Raw genomic sequence first — 20,066 nt, 5'->3', positions numbered from 1 at the left:
ATTTTATTATTTTGATTAAAAAAGGAGAGTTTATATTATGTTAGAAGTACCTAAATATGAATTTTGGTTCGCAGTTGGAAGTCAACACTTATATGGTGAAGAAACCTTGAAGGAAGTTGCAGAAGATGCTAAAAAGATTGCAGATGGCCTAAATAAAAATGGAAATTTGCCATATAAGATTGTTTTCAAACAAGTTTTAACTACAGCGGATGAAATAACCAAGTTTATGAAAGAAGCTAACTATGAAGATAAAGTAGCTGGCGTCATTACTTGGATGCACACATTTTCACCAGCAAAGAACTGGATTCGTGGCACAAAACTTTTACAAAAACCATTATTGCACTTTGCAACACAATATTTAGATTATATTCCTTATGATACCATTGATTTTGACTACATGAACTTAAATCAAAGTGCCCATGGTGATCGTGAATATGGTTATATTAATGCCCGTTTACAAATGCACAATAAGATTATTTATGGCCATTGGCAAGATCCAAAAGTAATGAAACAAATTGCTGACTGGGAAGATGTTGCTGTTGCCTATGATGAGTCATTTAACTTAAAGGTTTGCCGGTTTGGCGATACAATGCGTGACGTTGCAGTTACTGAAGGCGACAAGGTTCAAGCTCAAATCCAATTAGGCTGGACAGTTGATTACTATGGCGTAGGCGACTTAGTTGATGAGATGGCTAAAGTTAAAGAATCAGAAATTGATGATGAATATGCTGATTTAAAGTCTCGTTATATTATGGTTCAGGGCTCAATGGATGAAGCCGCATATGAAAAGACTGTTCGCTATCAATTGAGACAATATATTGCCATGAAACGCTTCTTAGAACGTGGGGGCTATACTGCTGTTACTAGCAACTTTGAAGACCTACACGGTTTAGAACAACTTCAAGGCTTATCGGCCCAGTTATTAATGCGCGATGGTTACGGCTTTGCCGGTGAAGGTGACTGGAAGACAGCTGCATTATTGCGGACAATTAAGATTATGACCCATAATCAAAAGACTGCATTTATGGAAGACTATACGTTAGACTTGCGCCCAGGTCACCAAGCAATTTTAGGCTCACACATGTTGGAAGTTGATCCTTCGATTGCTTCAGAAAAACCACGTGTTGAAGTTCATCCCCTAGATATTGGTGGTAAGGCAGATCCTGCACGTTTAGTCTTTTCTGGCTCTGAAGGCGATGCAATCGATGTCACCTTAGCTGATTTTAGAAATAACTTTAAGTTAGTTACATATGCAGTTGATGCCCATAAGGCTGAAAAAGAAACACCACATTTACCTGTTGCTAAACAATTATGGACTCCAAAAGTTGGCCTTGAAAATGGCTCAAAGCAATGGATTCAAGCTGGTGGTGGCCACCATACAGTCTTCTCATTCGCAGCAACTGAAGAGCAAATAACAGATTTAGCTACTCTATACGGCGTAGATTTATGTAGTATTAATTAGAAGTAACTAATCTGTACAAAGAATAAAATCCCTATATATTTCATGAAAAGCAATTAAATATTTATCTAAATACACTATTTCAATTATCTTGTTGAAGTAGTGTATTTTGCTAAAAAGAACAGGAGAATAAAAATGAAGGTAATTAAAGAATTTTTTGAAAAATATCAAGATCACGATGTTACCAAGGTAACTTTGGAAAATGACAATGGTGTTGCAATTTCGTGCTTATCAATGGGTGCAACTTGGTATGAGTTTTTAGTGCCACAAGAAAATGGCCAACAGAAAAATTTGATTATGAATTTTGCTCATTGTGCTGATTATTATGCAAATGGACTTTGTTGTTGTCAGGGAATTGGTCGTGTAGCTGGCCGAATTAAAAAAGGTCAATTCACTTTAAACAACAAGCAAGTTCAAGTACCAACAAATGAGAATGGAAATACTCTCCATGGTGGTAAAGGCGGCTTTCGCTTTCTGAATTGGTCAGTAGCAACAGAGCAGACCGATGATAGCGTTAGCGTCATTTTCAAAAAGATAATCGATGAAAACACAGATGGTTTTCCTGGCGACTTTAAAGCGACAATCACTTACACTTTAAATAATCAAAATCAGGTTACAATTTCTGAAAAGGCAATTAATGGTGGAAAGGCAACACTATTTAATCCAACTATTCATGTTTACTTCAATTTAAGTGATGCATCCAATCTAGATTCACATGAAATTAAAATTAATAGTCAGAAATACTTACAACTAGATTCTCAGTTGATTCCAACAGGCAAAATGTTACTGACCGCCAATACCCCATATGATTTTCATGAATTTAAAAACCTAGCTACTGCAATTAGAGAAAACGCTGGTTTTGATGATGCATTTGTTATTGATGGACCAGAAAATGAAATGAAGGAAGTAGCAATCCTGCGTGAAAAAGAAAGTGGTCGTCAAGTTAAGATTACTAGTGAATCAAACTGTCTAGTGATGTATACGATGTCGCAAGAACAACCAGGAGTCAAGTTTGTGCGCGATCAGGGGATTGTTGCTCAGCCAAGTGAAGCAGTTGCGTTAGAAGCGCAGGTTTTGCCTGATGCGATAAACCACGGTAACTTTGGTAATATTATTCTGCCGGCAAATGAAACTAAAACACATAAGATTATTTTTAGTTTTAGTAATTAATGGGCAGGCAATTTAGTTAAAACATTTTGGAAAAGCTGCCTTTAATTTGAATAACTATTGTTAATTCCAAAAGTTAGGATAATTCAATAGATCTTAGCTGAGGACTAACGCCGATATAAACTTGGTGTTAGTCCTTTTTTAACCATGATTATTTTAATGTAGATGGCACAAACGATTATAAGATAGTTTGATCATAATAAAAGTCTCAAAGTTGTTTTAACTTCGAAGTCCATGTCAAGACTATAATTTAGCTCTTTTTTCAAAAGCATAATAAGATCCAGTACGTAAACAACGTGTGATGATATTGGCAATTTCATCAACTGGTGCGGAAGGGTTTGTCTCAATCCACCAGAGTATAACTTGCATTGCCGAAGAAGCAAATAGGTTAGCCTGTAATTGATGATATACGGTTAATTCTTTATCCAATGAATAAACATTTTCCTTAAATTTTTCGGCGAAGATTGTTTGCATTTTGTTAAAAACTTCATCTTCTAAGTTAGGTGACCACATGACTTTTAGCCATTCGCGATGATGATAAATTGGTAATAAAGCCTTGGGAAGATCTGCCTCATATCTTTTTAAGTCATAGTTTTTATTCATAAAAGAAAGATCGAGTCGCTGTGAAAAGTTCTCCAAGGTGCTATCGATAAAATGCTGTCGTAAATCGTATTTATCATCGTAATATTTATAAAAAGTCGATTTATTAATCATCATTGCATCTGTTAAGTCAAGAATTGTAATTTTAGAAAAGGTTTTTTGCTTAATGCAAGACACAAACCCACGCTCAATCATTATCTTTGTTTTCTTAATTCGTAAATCTGTTTTGTTCATTATTATTTCCCATTTCACTACTTGGATAAAGTCGATTTTTTAAGTTAAACAACGAAAGCACTATTATAGTTGATTAAACAACTTTTATCATCATTCTTCTGGTTTTTCGCTCCTTGTTTTAATGATACAACTAAGTTAGAAGAAAAGAGGTAAAAAATGAGTCATATCAACAAAATGGTCAGTCAAATTAAAACTTTGATTGGTGGCGAGTCCAACATTCAAGCAATAACGCATTGTTCAACTCGCCTTCGAATTAATGTTAAGGATACTAAACTAGTTAAGTTAGCCGAAATAAAAAAGATTGAAGGAGTGGTCGATGCTTTATTTAGTAATGGTCAGCTTCAAATAATAATTGGAACCGAAGTCCCTCGGGTTTATGATGCCTTCATGTCCGGGCTATCTGAAAAAACAAGCCCGCAAAAAGATGAGCATACTAAAAACAAAGAAGGAATTTTTTCTAGCATAATCGATTTTATTTCCAGTAGCTTTACGCCGATATTGCCAGCCATAATTGGTGGAGGACTACTTAAGGGAATAATTGCCATTTTTGTAGCATTTAATTGGCTTTCTGAGAAAAGTATAGATTACCAAGTATTGGCCTTAATTGCAGACGCAAGTTTTCAATTTCTTCCGGTTTTGTTAGCTTATACTTCAGCTAAAAAGCTAAAGGCTAATCCCTTCATTTCAGTTACTTTGGCTGGTGTTTTGCTGAGTCCTGCTTTTCTTGGTATGATCAATAATCAAACAAAAATCGTGTTATTTGGATTGCCAATTAGGTCAGTAAATTACACGTCAAGTGTTATTCCAATTTTATTAATTGTTTACGTACAATCAAAAATAGAGAAGTTTCTTAATCAAAAACTTCCATCCACAATTGGTATGTTTTTGACACCAACTATTTCAATTTTTATCAATGCGGTATTGGGCCTAATCATTTTAGGACCAATAGGAGCTTATATAGGAGATTATCTTGGTATGGCAATAGGCTTTATGAATAGTCACGTTCCCTGGCTTGCACCAACCATCTTGGGAGCTTTTTCACCACTATTTGTTATGCTGGGTGTTCATTATTCCCTTTTTCCAATAGCATTACAATCAATTTCACGTTTTGGCTATGATTCCTTTTTGACGCCTTCAGGTTTGGTGGCTAATATGGCTCAGGCCGGTGCCGGCTTTGGTGTTGCCATTAGAGCCAAAAATCAAAAGTTAAAGTCTACAGCATATTCTACTTCAGTAACTGCTTTACTAGGAATTACTGAGCCACTATTATATAGCGTAAATTTGAAACTCAAAAAGCCGTTATATGCAGCAATTATTGGTGGAGCTGTTGGAGGTTTATATGCCGGAATAACTTTTGTAACAGCTACTGCAATGGCAAGCCCTGGTATTTTAGCTTTGGCTTTATTTGCTAAAACACTTAGAAACTTACTTAATGCTGTAATTGCAATGGTAATTTCGTTTACAGTTTCATTTGTATTATCTTTAGTATTTGCTCGAACAGATGGGCAAAAAAAGAAAGTCAAAAATGGTAAATCTGAGACGCTAGTTAGTGCCACTGACGGAAAAATTGTTCCTTTAGCTAATGTTAATGATCCACTATTTTCGACTGAGAAGATGGGTAAGGGCGTAGCTATTAATTCAGCTAATGGCGATATTTATGCCCCGATTGCAGGTACAATTACAGCAGTTTTTCCTTCTAAGCATGCTTATGGAATCAAAACTGCAGATAATCTTGAAATTCTGATTCATCTTGGAATTGACACAGTTGAGTTAAAGGGAAAATATTTTACATCTTTTGTTAAACAAGGACAAGAAGTAGACCAAGGTCAAAAAATAGCTCATTTTGAGTCTAATTCAGTTAAAAAAGCCGGTTATAATCCCATAGTTATAATAGTAATAACAAATGATCAAGGTCAAATACCGCAAACTTGTGTAAGTGCTAACCAAAAAGTAACTAAAGGAACTCCCATTATTAAGCTAGAAAAGAAGTAACTATAGTGTATCAGATGAGAATATATATAATTAAATCAAAAGACAATGCCGAACAATATTTTAATGTTCAGTGGTCAAGACATATCGTTAGTTTAAGAAAATTTAATATTGTAGCTTGTTCAGTCTTTTTAGAAAATAAGCCAGATGCAAATGACTGCTATCGGATTGTTGCCATAGTTAAGGGAAAGAGTGAAGAGCAACTTTCGACTTCTAATGATGAATTTATGCAAAGTAATGAATTTAAACAAGATATGCAAGACTTTCCAATGCAGACAATTAAAAATGTTGAAACAATCAATTTGACTAGAAAGGAACTATAGCAGAAATAATGAAGAATGATTTTTTATATGGTGTAGGAACATCTGCTAGTCAAATCGAAGGCGCCTATATGGCAGACGGTAAAGGTTTAAGCATGGCAGATCTTTTACCGGTAAACAAAAACGAACGATTTAAATGTGTTAAAGATGGTAGTTTTGCTTTAGCTAATTATGATGCTAATAAAAAATATTATCCCGCACATAATGCAATTGATTTTTTTCATACATATAAGGAAGATATTGAACTTTTAGCTGGATTAGGCATTAATTCTTTCCGTTTATCCATTATGTGGTCACGAATTTTTCCTACAGGAGAGGAAAACGAGCCCAACCAAGAGGGGCTTGACTTTTACGTTAAAGTCATTGATGAATGTCTTAAAAACCATCTTGAGCCAATTGTGACTATCAGTCATTTTGATACTCCAGTTGAACTAATAAAAAAATACGGTGGCTGGTTTAATAGAAAACTGATTGAAGCATATTTAAGGCTATGCAAAGCGCTTTTTAGGACTTTTCAAGGAAAAGTTCATTATTGGATTACTTTTAATGAGATAAACATGATTTTGCAATTACCGTTTGTGGGTGGGGGGCTTTGTTTTAAGACCAGCGAGAATAGAGAGCAAAAAATGTATCAGGCAGCGCATTATCAACTAGTGGCTTCCAGTGCTGCAACTAAGTTAGCTCATCAAATTGATTCTAAAAATAAAATAGGCTGTATGCTTGCTGCTGGTGAAGTTTATCCTTATTCTTGTAACCCACAGGATGTTTTTGCAGCTTTGCAGAAGAATCGCGAACAATATTTCTTTTCTGATATTCAAGTACGTGGATATTATCCCTCATATGCTAATGAACTATTTAAACAAAAAAATATTAAGCTAGATATCCTGCCCCAAGATGAAGAAATACTAAAAAATACTGTTGATTTCGTCTCTTTGTCATATTATTCAAGTCGCTGCACTACAACAGATCCACAGGTACAAAAAAATGTTACTGATGGTAACGCATTTGAGTCTGTCAAAAATCCATATTTAGATACCTCTGAGTGGGGATGGCAAATTGACCCACTAGGTTTTCGGATTACGCTAAATAATTTATATGATCGCTACCAAATACCGATGATGGTGGTCGAAAATGGTTTAGGCGCAGTTGATACTTTAACTAGTGACCGAAAAATTCATGATTCTTATCGTATTAATTATTTAAAGAATCACTTAAACGCGCTGCAAGAAGCAAGAAAGGATGGTGTAGACCTATTGGGCTACATGGCATGGAGTGGAATTGATGCAATTAGTGCATCTACCGGCGAAATGCGCAAACGGTATGGCTTTATATATGTCGATTATAATGATAGAGGCCAAGGCTCAGGTAAGAGGTTTAAAAAAGATTCATATTACTGGTTTAAAACTTGGCTGGCAGAGGAACGTTAGTCTTAATTAAAAATGAGCTTAAACAAAAAAGAAGCTTCACGCTGTGATTCTATAGTGACGTAAGCTTCTTTTTTACATATTTTTTTAGCAGAAAAACTAATTTCTTAGCATTAATCTAATATCTTTATTTAACCCTTAATTTGATCGTAAATTACGTTAGCGACATGTTTGCCGGAATAGAATACAAAGCCAGCTTCAGTTCCTGGCATATTTGGACCATATGTATCACCAATTAACATTCCCGCTGCATCGTTACCCGCAGCGTATAATCCTGTAATTGGTTTACCATCTTTATCCAATACCTTGTGCTCAGTATCAGTTTTGAGACCACCCATTGTACAAAAGGCGCCGATTCCCAACTCAATTGCATAAAATGGTCCATTTTCGACGGGAATCATGAAGTCCGCTTTTTTACCAAAGTCTAAATCATGACCATCATGAGCAAGTTGATTATACCGCGTAACGGTCTTTTCTAAATCGACCAACCCGATCTTTTGGGCCAGTTCATGAACTGAATTTGCCTTAGTCAGGTAAGGTGCATTCTCGGCAAAGGCTTGCTGAATTTCTTCCTTGAGGTGCGGTAAACGAGTATCGTGGTAATCCCAAGTACCCATTGGCTTATAAATGTGTTCGTCATTCAAATAATCAATCGTACTTTGATCCAAAATGGTAAAGACCTTACCCTGAGTAAAGAGGGCATTGCCAGCTAGGGCAAAGTTATCGACAACCTCTTCGTTAACAAACCGCTCGCCGTTTTCGTTGACCCAAAGAAGAGATTGCTGGTCTGCTGCTCCGTTTAATTCGGAATAACGGTAAACGTAACCTGGCTTGGTGTGGTCTTTGAGGTAACCTCCAAAGAGCATGGCAGTTCCCATCGCATATTTTTGTGCACCAGCAGCCCAAGCAAGTTTTAAACCATCTCCCGTATTCTTTTCAGAATTAACAGGGATTAATTGGTCCGGGTCATAATGGGTTTCGTTTTTAATTAATTCTTGATTGTTTAAATAGCCACCGGTTGCTAAAACTACTGCCTTAGTGGCAACGGTCTTTTGACTATGAGTAGCGAGATCTTCTAAAACTACGCTGGTAACTTGACCATCTTGATCTAAATTAACTTTGGTTACAGTAGTTGAGGTAACTACATCGGTTCCTTGCTCTTTTGCTTTCGGTTCTAAAACGTTGTGGATAACAGCCTTGCCTAATCCTTTGAATAAATGCCATGTGCGATAGCCGCTGCCTAAAGGAGCAACATCAAGATATTCTACGCCAAGATCTTTTAACCATTTAATGATATCTGCCGAAGCAGCAATGTATTCCTGCCAGACTTTTGTATCTGCACGATAATGAGAATAATTTAATTCCTCATTAAGGACATCTTCTTTAGTCAGCTTAACATGATGCTCTTTTTGCAAATATGAATCTACTGCAAATGCGCCTTCAATGTATTCACCACTGCCGCCAGTATTGTGCCCTTTTTCAACTACTAAAACTGACAATCCCCGGTGACTTGCCTGATAAGCGGCTGTAAAGCCAGCAGCACCGCCACCAACAACTATAACATCATAATCATTTTTGATTTCCATATCAAAATCTCCTTTTCTCACCAAAAATTATAACCGCTTACAGCGTCAGTATGTTATAGTTATTTCAGTCGAGACTAGGACATTAAAGTACGGGTAAAACAAATGGATAGTGAACAAATAAAAGTATTTTTAGCGGTTGCTCAACAAGGTAGTTTTGGTCGAGTTGCTGAGCAGCGTTATGTAACGCAAAGGGCAGTTTCGCGCCAAATTTCACGATTAGAAAATGAAATTGGCGTAAAACTCTTTAACCGTACTAATAATCGCATCAGTCTTACACCAGCTGGTAAATATTTTGCTGGGCGAGCACAAGAGTATTTAAATAATTTTGATCTAACGGTTTCTGAATTAAAGCATATCTCTAAGTCAACGGAACAGACGCTATCAATTGGCTACTTTTCGATTTTTGACGCATACATTATGGAAAAAGAGATTATTAATTATCGGAAATTGCAATTGTCGCCGAAGATTTCCTTTTTTACGATGGAAGAAAGCGTTGAGCACTGCCTGGCGGATTTGGTATTAAACAAGCTCGATTGTGCATACATTAACCATTATGGTAGTTATGATATTCCACAGGCAGAATTGTATGAATATGTTTCGGTGTATTCTAACGAAATGGTGTTAGGAATCAGTAAACAGAATAAGTTAAGTCAGAAAAAATATATTGATGAAAATGATTTAGACGGGGCGACGCTTTTTTATTACAGTAGTGAAAACTCTGATTTTATGCGCAAGACATTTGCTGCTACTTTAAATAAAAATGAGCATAATTATCAAATTGAACGTGTCTCTTCAATTGAGCAGCTACTAACAAACACTGCGTTAAACCAGGGGATTTCTTATATTCCCCGAGGACTAATTGATTACATCATGCAGCCTAACTCGGAAATTGTGTACCGGCAGTTTCGTTCACAACAACAAAATCAAGAGTATGCGATGCAATTAATTTACTTAAAAAATAATCGCTCTCGTGCACTTAAAAGTTTTGTGCAATCGTTAAAGCAGTTCAGGATATAAAAATAAGCTTTGCCCACTTTTGGACAAAGCTTTTTTATTCTAGTTGTTTATTCTTTTTTTGGACATAAAGGTAAACGGGCCAGCCACTCAGCGTTAATAAAATGCCAATGATTGCTAAAATTGGCTGTGTCAAAGTTGTGGTAATAACAACAAACAATGCACCGCAGATTGCCAAAATCGGTGGTAGCGGGTACCAGGGGATTTTATATGGCCTTTCTAAATCTGGATGTTTTTTGCGCAAAGCAAAGACGCCAGTAAACAAGAGAATTGAAAAGATCCACGAAACGTAAACTAGCATGTCAGTTAGTGAATCAAAGGTCCCTGAAAAAATCATAATGGTTGCGATGATGCATTCAAATAACATGCTGTTAGTTGGAACGATTGTTTGATTATTTAATTTGCCAAAATAGTTTGAGGCTGGCAGTTTCTTTTCTTTACCTAAAACATAGGGCATTCTGGAGCCTAATAAGAGGTGGCCGTTAATGGCACCAAAAACCGATACTAAAATTCCGGCAGCGATAATGGTTCCACCTAGGTGGCCGAATAACTTTTGGGCCGTTAACAAGGCAGTACTTTGATTGCCGACTACTTGATTCCACGGAATAACTTTGACATAACTCCAATTTAGTAAAGTATAAAAAATGGTTACACCAAACAAACCCCAAATGATGGCCTGGGCTAAGGTCTTAGCGGGATTCTTGATTTCACTTGCAAGGTTACCTATACTAAGCCAGCCATCATAGGCAAAAAGAACTGCTAGCAAGGCTTGACCAAAAGCTGCCGTGCTACTGGCGGTAGTCAAATGAGGGCTAGGCGCACCTGCTAGTTGATTAGGACCTTGATAAAAAAGCGCGAAAACGATAATAGCAATAATTGGTAACAGTTTAATTACCAAAGCTATTTTTTGCACCTGTGAACTTAACTTGGAGCCTAACCAGTTGATTACTAGCACTGTTAACATGACAAGCAAAGCAATAAGTGTTGTCGAACAATTTTTAAATTGTGGAATTTCTTTTAGTTGCGTTGCAAAGACAATTGAGAGGGCAGCAATGTTGGCTGGATAATAAATGATAATTAGGGACCAGCCAAATAAAAAAGAAACTTGCGGACCGTAAATCTTTTCGAGATATTTCACTGGACCACCATCTTCAGGATAAACGGAAGCAAGTTCTGCAATACTGAGGCCGGCCATTAATGTGATAAAACCAGCAAGTGGCCAAACTAAAATACTGAGCCAGGCATTGTGTGTTAGCGATGAGATATTTGCAATTTTGAAAAAAGCACCGCCCCCAATCATGGTTCCCATGACTGTTGCCAAAGCAGCGAAAAAGTTGAGTTGTCTTTTCATAATAATTACCCTATTTAAAAATTACAATAATTAATTGTAATTATAGGCTATGCTGTCCAAAATAAAAAGTTTGCTTACATTTTTTTTCAATTTATTTTTAAGATTAAATATAATAATACTTAAATCATTAATTTGAAAGCAATTTCAAGTGTGCTATTATTCTTTTAGAGAGCTATTTGGCAAGGTTGCCTTTGGTAATAAGGAGAGAAAATGACTAAGATTACTGTTATTGGTAGTATTAATCTAGATACCAATTTGCGCGTTAAGCAAATGGTTAAACCAGGCGAAACGATTCATGCAAAAGAGCATTATTCTGCTGCTGGTGGCAAGGGTGCAAATCAGGCCGTTGCTGCTGCTCGCTCAGGCTGCGAAGTTAACTTTATCGGCGCGGTTGGAAATGATGCACCCGGAAAAGAAATGCTAGGGCTTTTAAAGCAAGAAGGAATCGATACTTCTGGTGTAAAAGTGATTAACAATGAATCAACGGGCCAGGCATTCATCACCGTTGATGATGCTGGGCAAAACTCAATCACAATTTATTCTGGAGCTAACTCTGGCTTTAATGCTGATGATGTAGCTGAAAAGCGTGACTTATTGGGCCAAAGCGATTATGTGATTGCCCAATTTGAGACGCCGGTTGAAGCCACAATTAAGGGCTTTGAAATTGCACACGCAGAAGGAATAAAAACTATTTTGAATCCGGCGCCAGCGATGACCGAAATTCCTTCTGCTTTGTTAAAGCAGACTAATCTTATCGCACCAAATGAAACTGAGGCGGCTACAATTACCGGTGTTCAAGTACGTGATGAAGAAAGTGCTAAAAAAGCAGCAGCGAAGTTGCATGCTCTTGGCGTCGAAGCGGTGATTATCACCATTGGCTCTAAGGGTGCCTTTTATGATTACAATGGTCAAAGTGGGTTGGTGCCAGCGTTTAAGGTAAAAGCCGTTGATACTACAGCTGCTGGTGATACTTTTATCGGTGCAATGACTAGCATCCTTAAGCCTGATTTTTCTAATTTAAAAGAGGCAATTATTTTTGCCAATAAGGCGTCATCGTTAACCGTACAGCGTTATGGTGCTCAGCCATCGATTCCCTATAAAAAAGAAATAGAACAAGTTGACTAGATTTTTCGTAGTTTACGGGTCTTTTGACTAGCATAATCGTTAGATATTAGTAAAAAATAGTTTAACTTACACGTGGTAAAAATTATAATTAAGATGAACTTATTGGTGCAGCATGAATTTAAGCTGTCCAATTAGCACAGAAAGGACATCTATTATGACTACTAAAATTGGTATTATTGGCGATGGGCACGTTGGCTGCACCGTTGCACATGAATTAATTGTTTCAGGATTAGTTGATGACTTGGTAATGATTGATCTTAATAAGGGCAAGGTTAACGCTGATGCTGTCGACTTTGAGGATGCAATGGCTAATTTACCCAACCACGTCAATATTACGGTTAATGATTACAGTGCACTTAAAGATGCGGAAATTGTGATCAGTACATTGGGTAAGATTTCTCTTGAGTCAAAGGGCGATCGTTTCCAAGAGCTTGAATACAATAAGAAGCAATTGCAGCCAATCACTGAATCAATTAAAAAAAGTGGCTTTAACGGTATTTTATTGGTTATTTCTAATCCAGTTGATGCTATTACCAACCTTTATCAACAATTAACGGGCTTACCAAAAGAGCGGGTTATCGGAACGGGTACACTGCTCGATACTGCGAGAATGAAAAAAGTGGTTGCTCATAAATTTGATGTTGATCCCCGTTCAGTTAGCGGTTTTGCCTTGGGTGAACACGGTAATTCACAGTTCACTGCTTGGTCAACGGTTAAGGTATTAGAAAAGCCTATTTCTGAACTTGCTAAGTCCGCTTCTTGGGAACTAACAGATTTAGAAGATGAGATTGTCCGTGGTGGTCAAACCGTCTTCATGGGTAAGCACTACACTAATTATGGCGTTTCTGCAGCTGTTGTTAGAATTGCTCGGGCAATTCTGACTGATTCACGGACTGAATTGCCAGTTTCAAGTTATCAAGAAAAATATGGCACTTACATGTCATACCCAGCAATTGTTGGGCGGTGCGGTATTGTTGCTCGCGTTGAATTAAACTTAACGCCAGACGAAGAAAGTCTTTTGCAAAAATCCGCTGAAACAATCAAAGAAAAATCTCAAGCCTAGTTTAAATTGTAATTAGTATTACTGGGTAAAGCGTCCTTTAAAATGGACGCTTTTTTATTGCCCTAATTGCTTGAATTCCTAGGAAGAGTCGCACAAAGCAATTTCATTGACAAAAAGTAAGTATAAGAATAGCATTAACTTTATCAACTGTTTTACTTGAAGGAAGTGCGATTATGGCTCAAATTTTAAACACTGTACAATGCAAAAATGTCTGTTTGTCTAACTCATTTGTATTTAGCCGGTGGGGAAATTTGTGTGTCGCTTAAAAACGGTTTAATTAGCAATCTGCAGTTCTAGTGTAATTTGCGGATTATTGTTTTTATTTGTTAGGTAAGACCCATGAATCCTCGCGATGATTGGGTCTTTTTCTTTTGGAGTGGGGGAGAGAAAATGAGCTGGCAGATCATTACTCAAAGTTTGCCAATTTTTTTAAAAGCCTTTGAACTGACCCTCTGGCTTTCCTTAATTGGAATCTTAGGGGCAATTATCGTTGGTGTGATTAGCAGTTTAGTGCAGTACTTTAAAGTGCCGGTCTTAAGCCAACTATTGGCGGCTTATGTTGAGTTAGCGCGAAACACGCCGTTATTAATTCAACTATTTTTCTTGTATTATGCTTTTCCAGTAATTGGGTTAAAAATGTCAGCGATGACTTGTGGCATCATTGGCCTGATTTTTCTTGGTGGAGCTTATATGGCGGAAGGATTTACCGGTGGGTTCACTGGCGTTAGTGCGACCCAAATTGATGATGGCAAGGCACTCGGGATGAATAATCTTCAGTTAGCCCGTTATGTGGTTTTTCCACAAGGTTTTGCCTTAAGCATGCCATCTTTAACTGCTAATATCATTTTTCTAATTAAAGAAACTTCGATTTTCTCAGTGATTGCAATTCCGGAATTAACCAATACGGCACTTGATTTAATTGGAATGTATTATCGTTCCAATGAATATTTGTTAATGCTGGTAATTGCCTACGCAATTATTTTAATTCCGGTAATCCTAATCCTGAACTACCTAGAAAGGAGAGTGCGCTATGGCACATTCGGCGATTGATGTCATTTTTACCGGCAACAATTTTGCCAGAATCCTCGATGGTTTATGGACATCTGTCTGGATTTCGGTAGTCAGCCTTGCGGTTGGTCTTATTTTGGGCACTTTATTTGGTATTTTACGTACAATGCCAAACAAAATTATTCGGTTTATTTTGCGACTTTATTTAGAATTTTTCAGAATTGTACCAACAATTGTTTTGCTATATTTGTTCTATTATATCTTGCCGCGTAGTTTTCATATCGATTGGCCAGCCAGCTGGATGGCAATTCTGGCTTTTGCACTGTGGGTCGCCGCAGAATTTAGTGATATTGTTCGCGGAGCACTTGAATCTGTTCCGCTTGTCCAAAAAGAATCGGGACTTGCGCTGGGACTTAGTCCGACGCAACTTTTTCGATATGTTTTATTACCGCAGGCAATGAAACTCGAACTGCCAGCTACGATCAACTTGGCAACCAGGGTTATCAAGACGACCTCTTTATTGATGATGATCAGTATTATGGATGTCATTGCGGTCGGACAACAAATAATTGAAGCCAATAACCAAAAATATCCGACAGCAGTCTTTTGGATTTACGGACTGATTTTCGTCCTGTATTTTGTAATCGATTATCCATTATCGCTTTGGTCAAAAAAGTTAGCTGCAAAACAGAAATAGGTGGATTAAATGACAAAAGAAATTTTGCGCGTTGAAAATTTAAATAAGTATTACGGAGATCGGCATGTCTTGCATGATATCAACTTTACTCTCCATGAAGGGGAAGTACTAACCTTGCTTGGCCCATCTGGCTCAGGGAAAAGTACTTTGATCAGGTGCTTGAATGGTCTTGAAGAATACAATGATGGGGCAATTTATTTTAAAAACCAAAAAGTCACGCCATCGGCCAAAAATTGGCAAAAATTGCGGCAGAAGATTGGCATGGTCTTTCAAAGCTATGACCTTTTTCCTAATCTAACAGTAATGGAAAACATTTTACTGGCACCGACAAAAGTGCAAAAACGGCCTGAAGAAGAAGTCAAAAAAGAGGCGGAAAAACTATTAGCTAGAGTAGGTTTAACTGGCTATGTGGATTCATATCCACGGGAACTGTCAGGTGGACAAAAACAGCGAATTGCGATCGTACGGGCATTAGCTATGCACCCAGAAGTGATGCTATTTGATGAAGTGACAGCTTCACTAGATCCAGAGAAGGTGCGGGGTGTGTTACAAATCATGACAAACTTGGCCAAAGAAGAGCACAAGACAATGATTATTGTGACGCACGAAATGAACTTTGCCCGGCAAATTGCTGATCAAGTCTTATTTTTAGAAAACGGACAGATTTTAGAAAATACTCCGGGAAAGGACTTTTTCGCACAACCGCAAACAGCACGTGCGCGTGCCTTTTTGGCTAGCATGGATTTTTAAGGAGCAAGCATGAAAGTTAAAACAAAAAATAAGGTAATTAGTATAATTGTTGTTGCCGTAGTTTTAATTATTAGCTTTTTTGGGTTTAAATCCTCTTTAAATGAAAGTACGGGTGGCAGCGATAGCAGCGTTAGCGCAATCAAAAAACGGGGCGTTTTGCGTGTGGCAGTGTTTGGTGACTTGCCCCCTTATGGTTGGGTCGACGACCACGGCTTTCGCAGGGGGTATGACTTGCGCTTAGCTAGAAAAATGGCTAAGGATCTTGGCGTAAAGGTAAAGTTTACCCAGGTCAATGCCAATAACCGGGTTGATACGTTAAATTCAAATAAGGCCGATATTGTTCTTGCCAATTTCACGGTTACGCCTGAGCGAAAACAAGTGGTTGATTTTGCCAGACCTTACATGAAAGTTTCGGTCGGAGTCATTTCACCTAAAAGTGCGCCACTTAAAAGTGAGGCGGCTTTGAAGGGAAAGTCGATCATTGTTAATAAAGGGACAACCGCGGAAAACTATTTCACGGCAAGAGGCGGCGTCAATTTGCTGAAGTTTGATTCCAAAACGCAACAGTTTAATGCCCTGAAAAATAAGCGTGCGGCGGCTTTAGCCGATGACAACTCGTATCTTTATGCCTGGGTAAAGCGTAATCCAACTTATACGGTTGGAATTAAAAATATTGGGCCAAACCAGTATATTTCGCCAGCCGTGAAAAAAGGCAATAACTCTCTTTTAGATTGGACCAATAAAGAAATTACCAAGTTGACCAACCAGAAGTTCTTTACCGATGACTATAATAAGGAACTAAAACCATATTTTGGTAAGGAAGTTAAGCCGAGTGACATTGTTTTAGATTAAAGATGCTGGTATAATAATTAAGTCTTGAAATATATTTTGGAAAATGTTATTGTATTAGACGTTAATCGATTAATCTATGACTTGCAATAAAGTCATGGCAAAGGAGTAATAAACATGAAACAAGGCATTCACCCAGATTACCAACAAGTTGTCTTTATGGATTCCGCAACAGGTGCTAAGTTTGTTGCTGGTTCAACCTTAAAGTCAAAAGAAACAGTAGATTACGAAGGTAAAACTTACCCATTAATTCGGGTTGAAATTACTTCAGATTCTCACCCATTCTACACTGGCAAGCAAAAGTTTGCTCAAGCAGATGGTCGAATCGAGAAGTTCAACAAGAAGTATGGTATGAAGAAGTAATATCTTTGATCTGGTGGAAGCAGTCCCATTGGGGCTGCTTTTTTACGTAAAACGTTAATATTACGCTGCTAACTATAACTAATAGTGTAATATTGATTTTAGCGGAATTTCTTTTTAGCTAGGAGAAAATTAGATGAAAATGCAACTGGCAGAAATTGCTAAAGCAATCAACGCGAATTGTGAGGGCAACGACCAAACTGTTATTACTTCCGTTGCCTTTGACTCAAGAAAAATCGCTGAGGGCGGATTATTTGTCCCGTTAGTCAGTGATCGGGATGGACATGACTTTGTAAGCAGCGCAATTAATAATGGGGCTAGTGCTACTTTGTGGCAAAAAGGTCACCCTAATAAGCCCACAGATATTGCCGTCTTAGAAGTTGATGATCCATTAACAAGTATGCAAAAATTGGCGCAGTATTACCTAAATAAGGTTAATCCGACCGTAGTCGGCATTACTGGTTCAAACGGTAAAACCACTACTAAGGATATGACTGCGGCGGTTTTGGCCAAAAGATTTAATGTGCATAAGACAGATGCTAATTTTAACAATGAAATTGGCGTCCCAATGACCATTTTGGATATGAAGCCAAATACTGAAATTTTGGTTTTGGAAATGGGAATGGACCATGCGGGGCAGTTGCACCAACTTAGTGAATTGACTCATCCGGATGTTACGGTAATTACCATGATTGGTGAGGCTCACATTGAATTTTTAGGTTCACGTGAAAAAATTGCTGATGCGAAGATGGAAATTACCGATTTCCTGCGTGAGGATGGCGAACTTATTTACAATGGTGACGAGCCGCTTTTACGTGAGCGAGCTGAAAAGATTGACCAGTCAAAAGTTACTTTTGGTTTTGGTAAAAATGATACAGTGTATGCAACGGGTTTTAGAAGTTATAAACACCACGCCACATTCACGATTAACCAATCAGACTGTAAGTTTACTATTCCAATGATTGGTAAGCATAATGTTTCAAACGCCCTGTCTGCTCTTTGCGTTGGTCGCCATTTTGGTGAAAGCGACGAAGAAATTGCTACTGCTTTAGCTAGCTTTACCCCAACTGCCAACCGGATGGAATGGGAAAAAGGTGATGTGGGTGAGGACATTATGAGTGATGTCTATAACTCAAATCCGACAGCTGTCCGTGCCGTTTTAAGCAGCTTTGGTCAGATCCAGGTTCCTGAAGGTAGCCGGCGCATTGCTGTCTTGGGTGACATGCTCGAATTAGGTGACAGATCAGCTGAGCTTCATGCTGGTCTTGCAGATTGCCTTGATCCGCAAGTGATTAACGAAGTATATTTATATGGCTCAGAAATGAAAAATTTAGCTGATGCTCTAAAAGAAAGTTACGAGCCAGAAAATCTACATTATTATAAAAAAGATCAGATGCAGCCAATGATAGCTGATCTGAAAAATGATATTAAGCCGCACGACATTGTTGTCCTGAAAGGATCACATGGTATGCACCTCGAAAAAGTAGTGGAGCGGCTTAGATAAGGAGAACTTAGTGAAATTTTCGGAATTAGGATTAAATGATGAGCTTCTAAAAGCAATTAAACGCTCAGGCTTTGAAGAAGCAACACCAATCCAAGAACAAACAATTCCTCTTGCTTTAGCAGGCAAGGACGTGATTGGCCAAGCTCAAACAGGTACTGGTAAGACAGCTGCCTTCGCTTTGCCAATTTTACAAAACTTAGACAAACACAATAAGGCAATTCAGGCGTTAATCATTGAACCAACGCGTGAACTTGCTATTCAAACACAAGAAGAACTTTTCCGCTTAGGCCGTGATGAAAAAGCGCGCGTTCAAGTAGTATACGGTGGTGCTGATATTGGCCGCCAAATTCGGTCACTTAAAAACCATGTTCCAGCTATTTTAGTTGGTACCCCTGGACGTTTGCTTGATCATTTAAAACGCAAGACCATTAATTTGGAAAACGTCAACACAATTGTTTTGGATGAAGCTGATGAAATGCTTGACATGGGCTTTATTCAAGATATTGAAAGTATTTTGGGCTATGTCAAAAACCGTAAGCAAACATTGCTCTTCAGTGCGACAATGCCAAAACCAATTCTAAATATCAGCGAAAAATTCATGCATGACCCTGAAATCGTGCGGATTAAGACTAAGGAATTGACGGCTGACTTAATTGATCAATACTTTGTCCGGTCAAAGGACTCAGAAAAATTTGATATTATGTGTCGTTTAATTGATGTTGAAAGTCCAGATTTAGCGGTTATCTTTGTTAGAACTAAACGCCGCGTTGATGAAGTAACGCGTGGACTGCAAGCTCGTGGGTATAACGCTGCCGGAATTCACGGCGACTTATCCCAGGCTCGCCGAATTAGCGTTTTGAAACGGTTCCGTTCTGGTAAATTAGATATCTTAGTTGCTACCGATGTTGCAGCACGTGGACTTGATATTTCAGGTGTTACCCATGTGTACAACTATGATATTCCTCAAGATCCAGATTCATATGTTCACCGCATTGGCCGTACTGGTCGTGCCGGTCAAAACGGTAGTTCAATTACTTTTGTTACGCCAAATGAAATTGGCTACATGCGGACAATTGAACAACTTACTAAGAAAAAGATGACACCTCTTCGTCCACCATCAGATGACCAAGCTTTCCGTGGCCAATTAAAGGTTGCCAAATCCAAGATTGAAGACCTGATGAAGGAAGACCTGACCAAGTATACCGACGATGCTAGTGAGTTGTTAGAAAACTATTCTGCAATTGATCTTGTTTCTGCATTCTTGAAGAACTTATCTAAGGACTCATCAAACGTTGAGGTTAAGATTAGTTCAGAAAAGCCGTTACCTTATAAGGGGGGCGGTCGTCGTGGCGGCGGCCGTGGTCGTGGCCATTATAGTCGCGGTCGTAATGGCGGTGGCCGCGGCGGCTATCGTGGTGGTGACCGCGGTCATGGTGGTCGTGGCAACTACCGTGGTGGTCGCTCGAACCGTTCCGGTGGCAGCCATAATTTCGTAATTAAGAACAAAAAAGATTAATAATTTTACTAAAAAAGAGTTGTGGTCATGTGCAGCTCTTTTTTTGTATT

At 38.2% G+C, this 20,066-nt stretch carries 18 protein-coding genes; 15 read left to right on the top strand and 3 right to left on the bottom strand.

The features are described from left to right. The first annotated feature begins 37 nt into the window (after positions 1 to 37). Together araA and J3U73_RS05355 are read left to right on the top strand one after the other, a co-directional pair. Positions 38 to 1,462 carry an L-arabinose isomerase gene (gene araA, locus J3U73_RS05360; RefSeq protein WP_103752331.1) on the top strand — a complete coding sequence of 475 codons (1,425 nt, stop codon included), beginning with the start codon at positions 38 to 40 and terminating at the stop codon, positions 1,460 to 1,462. Between the two features lie 132 nt (positions 1,463 to 1,594). Next, entirely contained in the window at positions 1,595 to 2,629 is a 1,035-nt protein-coding gene (locus J3U73_RS05355) for an aldose epimerase family protein (RefSeq protein ID WP_267392343.1), read from the top strand. A 240-nt stretch (positions 2,630 to 2,869) separates the two neighbouring features. On the opposite strand, the gene J3U73_RS05350 is transcribed toward J3U73_RS05355, so the two are convergent. Continuing rightward, positions 2,870 to 3,460 carry a TetR/AcrR family transcriptional regulator gene (locus J3U73_RS05350; protein ID WP_267409790.1) on the bottom strand — a complete coding sequence of 197 codons (591 nt, stop codon included), beginning with the start codon at positions 3,458 to 3,460 and terminating at the stop codon, positions 2,870 to 2,872. A 156-nt stretch (positions 3,461 to 3,616) separates the two neighbouring features. On the opposite strand from J3U73_RS05350, the gene J3U73_RS05345 reads away from it, so the two are divergent. From J3U73_RS05345 to J3U73_RS05335, 3 genes are read left to right on the top strand one after another with little or no spacing between them, the layout of a single operon-like run. Then, positions 3,617 to 5,452 (top strand): beta-glucoside-specific PTS transporter subunit IIABC, encoded by a 1,836-nt coding sequence (locus J3U73_RS05345; RefSeq protein ID WP_267409789.1) that lies wholly within the window; start codon positions 3,617 to 3,619, stop codon positions 5,450 to 5,452. Between the two features lie 14 nt (positions 5,453 to 5,466). Next, on the top strand, positions 5,467 to 5,772 hold the full coding sequence (locus J3U73_RS05340; protein WP_267409788.1) for a hypothetical protein: 306 nt from the start codon (positions 5,467 to 5,469) through the stop codon (positions 5,770 to 5,772). Between the two features lie 8 nt (positions 5,773 to 5,780). After that, a complete protein-coding gene (locus tag J3U73_RS05335) occupies positions 5,781 to 7,196 on the top strand; it encodes a 6-phospho-beta-glucosidase (protein ID WP_267409787.1) in 1,416 nt (471 codons plus the stop codon). Positions 7,197 to 7,324: 128 nt separating this feature from the next. On the opposite strand, the gene J3U73_RS05330 is transcribed toward J3U73_RS05335, so the two are convergent. Then, on the bottom strand, positions 7,325 to 8,779 hold the full coding sequence (locus J3U73_RS05330) for an FAD-dependent oxidoreductase (protein ID WP_267409786.1): 1,455 nt from the start codon (positions 8,777 to 8,779) through the stop codon (positions 7,325 to 7,327). Positions 8,780 to 8,881: 102 nt separating this feature from the next. On the opposite strand from J3U73_RS05330, the gene J3U73_RS05325 reads away from it, so the two are divergent. Then, a complete protein-coding gene (locus J3U73_RS05325) occupies positions 8,882 to 9,796 on the top strand; it encodes a LysR family transcriptional regulator (RefSeq protein ID WP_220220084.1) in 915 nt (304 codons plus the stop codon). 34 nt (positions 9,797 to 9,830) lie between these two features. On the opposite strand, the gene J3U73_RS05320 is transcribed toward J3U73_RS05325, so the two are convergent. After that, a complete protein-coding gene (locus J3U73_RS05320) occupies positions 9,831 to 11,144 on the bottom strand; it encodes an APC family permease (RefSeq protein ID WP_267409785.1) in 1,314 nt (437 codons plus the stop codon). A gap of 210 nt (positions 11,145 to 11,354) precedes the next feature. Here J3U73_RS05320 and rbsK point away from each other — a divergent pair, with 210 nt between their 5' ends. From rbsK to J3U73_RS05275, 9 genes are all read left to right on the top strand, one after another. After that, positions 11,355 to 12,269: a ribokinase gene (gene rbsK, locus J3U73_RS05315; RefSeq protein WP_267409784.1), complete on the top strand. Its 915-nt coding sequence runs from the start codon at positions 11,355 to 11,357 to the stop codon at positions 12,267 to 12,269. 154 nt (positions 12,270 to 12,423) lie between these two features. Continuing rightward, entirely contained in the window at positions 12,424 to 13,332 is a 909-nt protein-coding gene (locus tag J3U73_RS05310; protein WP_220268402.1) for an L-lactate dehydrogenase, read from the top strand. A 390-nt stretch (positions 13,333 to 13,722) separates the two neighbouring features. Beyond that, positions 13,723 to 14,382 (top strand): amino acid ABC transporter permease, encoded by a 660-nt coding sequence (locus J3U73_RS05305; protein WP_220232245.1) that lies wholly within the window; start codon positions 13,723 to 13,725, stop codon positions 14,380 to 14,382. Continuing rightward, positions 14,363 to 15,037: an amino acid ABC transporter permease gene (locus J3U73_RS05300; protein ID WP_220232244.1), complete on the top strand. Its 675-nt coding sequence runs from the start codon at positions 14,363 to 14,365 to the stop codon at positions 15,035 to 15,037. The genes J3U73_RS05305 and J3U73_RS05300 overlap by 20 nt, the downstream gene beginning before the upstream one ends. Positions 15,038 to 15,046: 9 nt before the next feature. Continuing rightward, positions 15,047 to 15,787 carry an amino acid ABC transporter ATP-binding protein gene (locus J3U73_RS05295; protein WP_103752338.1) on the top strand — a complete coding sequence of 247 codons (741 nt, stop codon included), beginning with the start codon at positions 15,047 to 15,049 and terminating at the stop codon, positions 15,785 to 15,787. Between the two features lie 9 nt (positions 15,788 to 15,796). After that, the gene (locus J3U73_RS05290; protein ID WP_220234759.1) at positions 15,797 to 16,639 is read left to right on the top strand and encodes a transporter substrate-binding domain-containing protein; all 843 of its coding nucleotides are present in this window, start codon (positions 15,797 to 15,799) and stop codon (positions 16,637 to 16,639) included. Between the two features lie 114 nt (positions 16,640 to 16,753). Continuing rightward, complete coding sequence (locus J3U73_RS05285) at positions 16,754 to 16,999, top strand: type B 50S ribosomal protein L31 (RefSeq protein ID WP_103752340.1); 246 nt, start codon at positions 16,754 to 16,756, stop codon at positions 16,997 to 16,999. Positions 17,000 to 17,132: 133 nt separating this feature from the next. Next, positions 17,133 to 18,500 carry a UDP-N-acetylmuramoyl-tripeptide--D-alanyl-D-alanine ligase gene (locus J3U73_RS05280; protein ID WP_103752341.1) on the top strand — a complete coding sequence of 456 codons (1,368 nt, stop codon included), beginning with the start codon at positions 17,133 to 17,135 and terminating at the stop codon, positions 18,498 to 18,500. Between the two features lie 10 nt (positions 18,501 to 18,510). Further along, a complete protein-coding gene (locus J3U73_RS05275) occupies positions 18,511 to 20,016 on the top strand; it encodes a DEAD/DEAH box helicase (protein ID WP_267409783.1) in 1,506 nt (501 codons plus the stop codon). Positions 20,017 to 20,066: the final 50 nt, after the last annotated feature.

It is taken from the genome of Lactobacillus sp. B4005 (genome assembly GCF_026536045.1).
Taxonomy (GTDB): Bacteria; Bacillota; Bacilli; order Lactobacillales; family Lactobacillaceae; genus Lactobacillus; species Lactobacillus panisapium.
This window is presented reverse-complemented; position numbering and strand designations above follow the sequence as displayed.

Excerpts from the sequence above, each read along its gene's own strand:
- J3U73_RS05280 (WP_103752341.1), top strand. The coding sequence starts at position 17,133 with ATGAAAATGCAACTGGCAGAAATTGCTAAAGCAATCAACGCGAATTGT.
- J3U73_RS05355 (WP_267392343.1), top strand. The coding sequence starts at position 1,595 with ATGAAGGTAATTAAAGAATTTTTTGAAAAATATCAAGATCACGATGTT.
- J3U73_RS05295 (WP_103752338.1), top strand. The coding sequence starts at position 15,047 with ATGACAAAAGAAATTTTGCGCGTTGAAAATTTAAATAAGTATTACGGA.
- J3U73_RS05325 (WP_220220084.1), top strand. The coding sequence starts at position 8,882 with ATGGATAGTGAACAAATAAAAGTATTTTTAGCGGTTGCTCAACAAGGT.
- J3U73_RS05335 (WP_267409787.1), top strand. The coding sequence starts at position 5,781 with ATGAAGAATGATTTTTTATATGGTGTAGGAACATCTGCTAGTCAAATC.
- J3U73_RS05305 (WP_220232245.1), top strand. The coding sequence starts at position 13,723 with ATGAGCTGGCAGATCATTACTCAAAGTTTGCCAATTTTTTTAAAAGCC.
- J3U73_RS05290 (WP_220234759.1), top strand. The coding sequence starts at position 15,797 with ATGAAAGTTAAAACAAAAAATAAGGTAATTAGTATAATTGTTGTTGCC.
- J3U73_RS05300 (WP_220232244.1), top strand. The coding sequence starts at position 14,363 with ATGGCACATTCGGCGATTGATGTCATTTTTACCGGCAACAATTTTGCC.
- J3U73_RS05320 (WP_267409785.1), bottom strand. The coding sequence starts at position 11,144 with ATGAAAAGACAACTCAACTTTTTCGCTGCTTTGGCAACAGTCATGGGA.
- araA (WP_103752331.1), top strand. The coding sequence starts at position 38 with ATGTTAGAAGTACCTAAATATGAATTTTGGTTCGCAGTTGGAAGTCAA.
- rbsK (WP_267409784.1), top strand. The coding sequence starts at position 11,355 with ATGACTAAGATTACTGTTATTGGTAGTATTAATCTAGATACCAATTTG.
- J3U73_RS05345 (WP_267409789.1), top strand. The coding sequence starts at position 3,617 with ATGAGTCATATCAACAAAATGGTCAGTCAAATTAAAACTTTGATTGGT.
- J3U73_RS05350 (WP_267409790.1), bottom strand. The coding sequence starts at position 3,460 with ATGAACAAAACAGATTTACGAATTAAGAAAACAAAGATAATGATTGAG.
- J3U73_RS05340 (WP_267409788.1), top strand. The coding sequence starts at position 5,467 with ATGAGAATATATATAATTAAATCAAAAGACAATGCCGAACAATATTTT.
- J3U73_RS05285 (WP_103752340.1), top strand. The coding sequence starts at position 16,754 with ATGAAACAAGGCATTCACCCAGATTACCAACAAGTTGTCTTTATGGAT.
- J3U73_RS05310 (WP_220268402.1), top strand. The coding sequence starts at position 12,424 with ATGACTACTAAAATTGGTATTATTGGCGATGGGCACGTTGGCTGCACC.
- J3U73_RS05330 (WP_267409786.1), bottom strand. The coding sequence starts at position 8,779 with ATGGAAATCAAAAATGATTATGATGTTATAGTTGTTGGTGGCGGTGCT.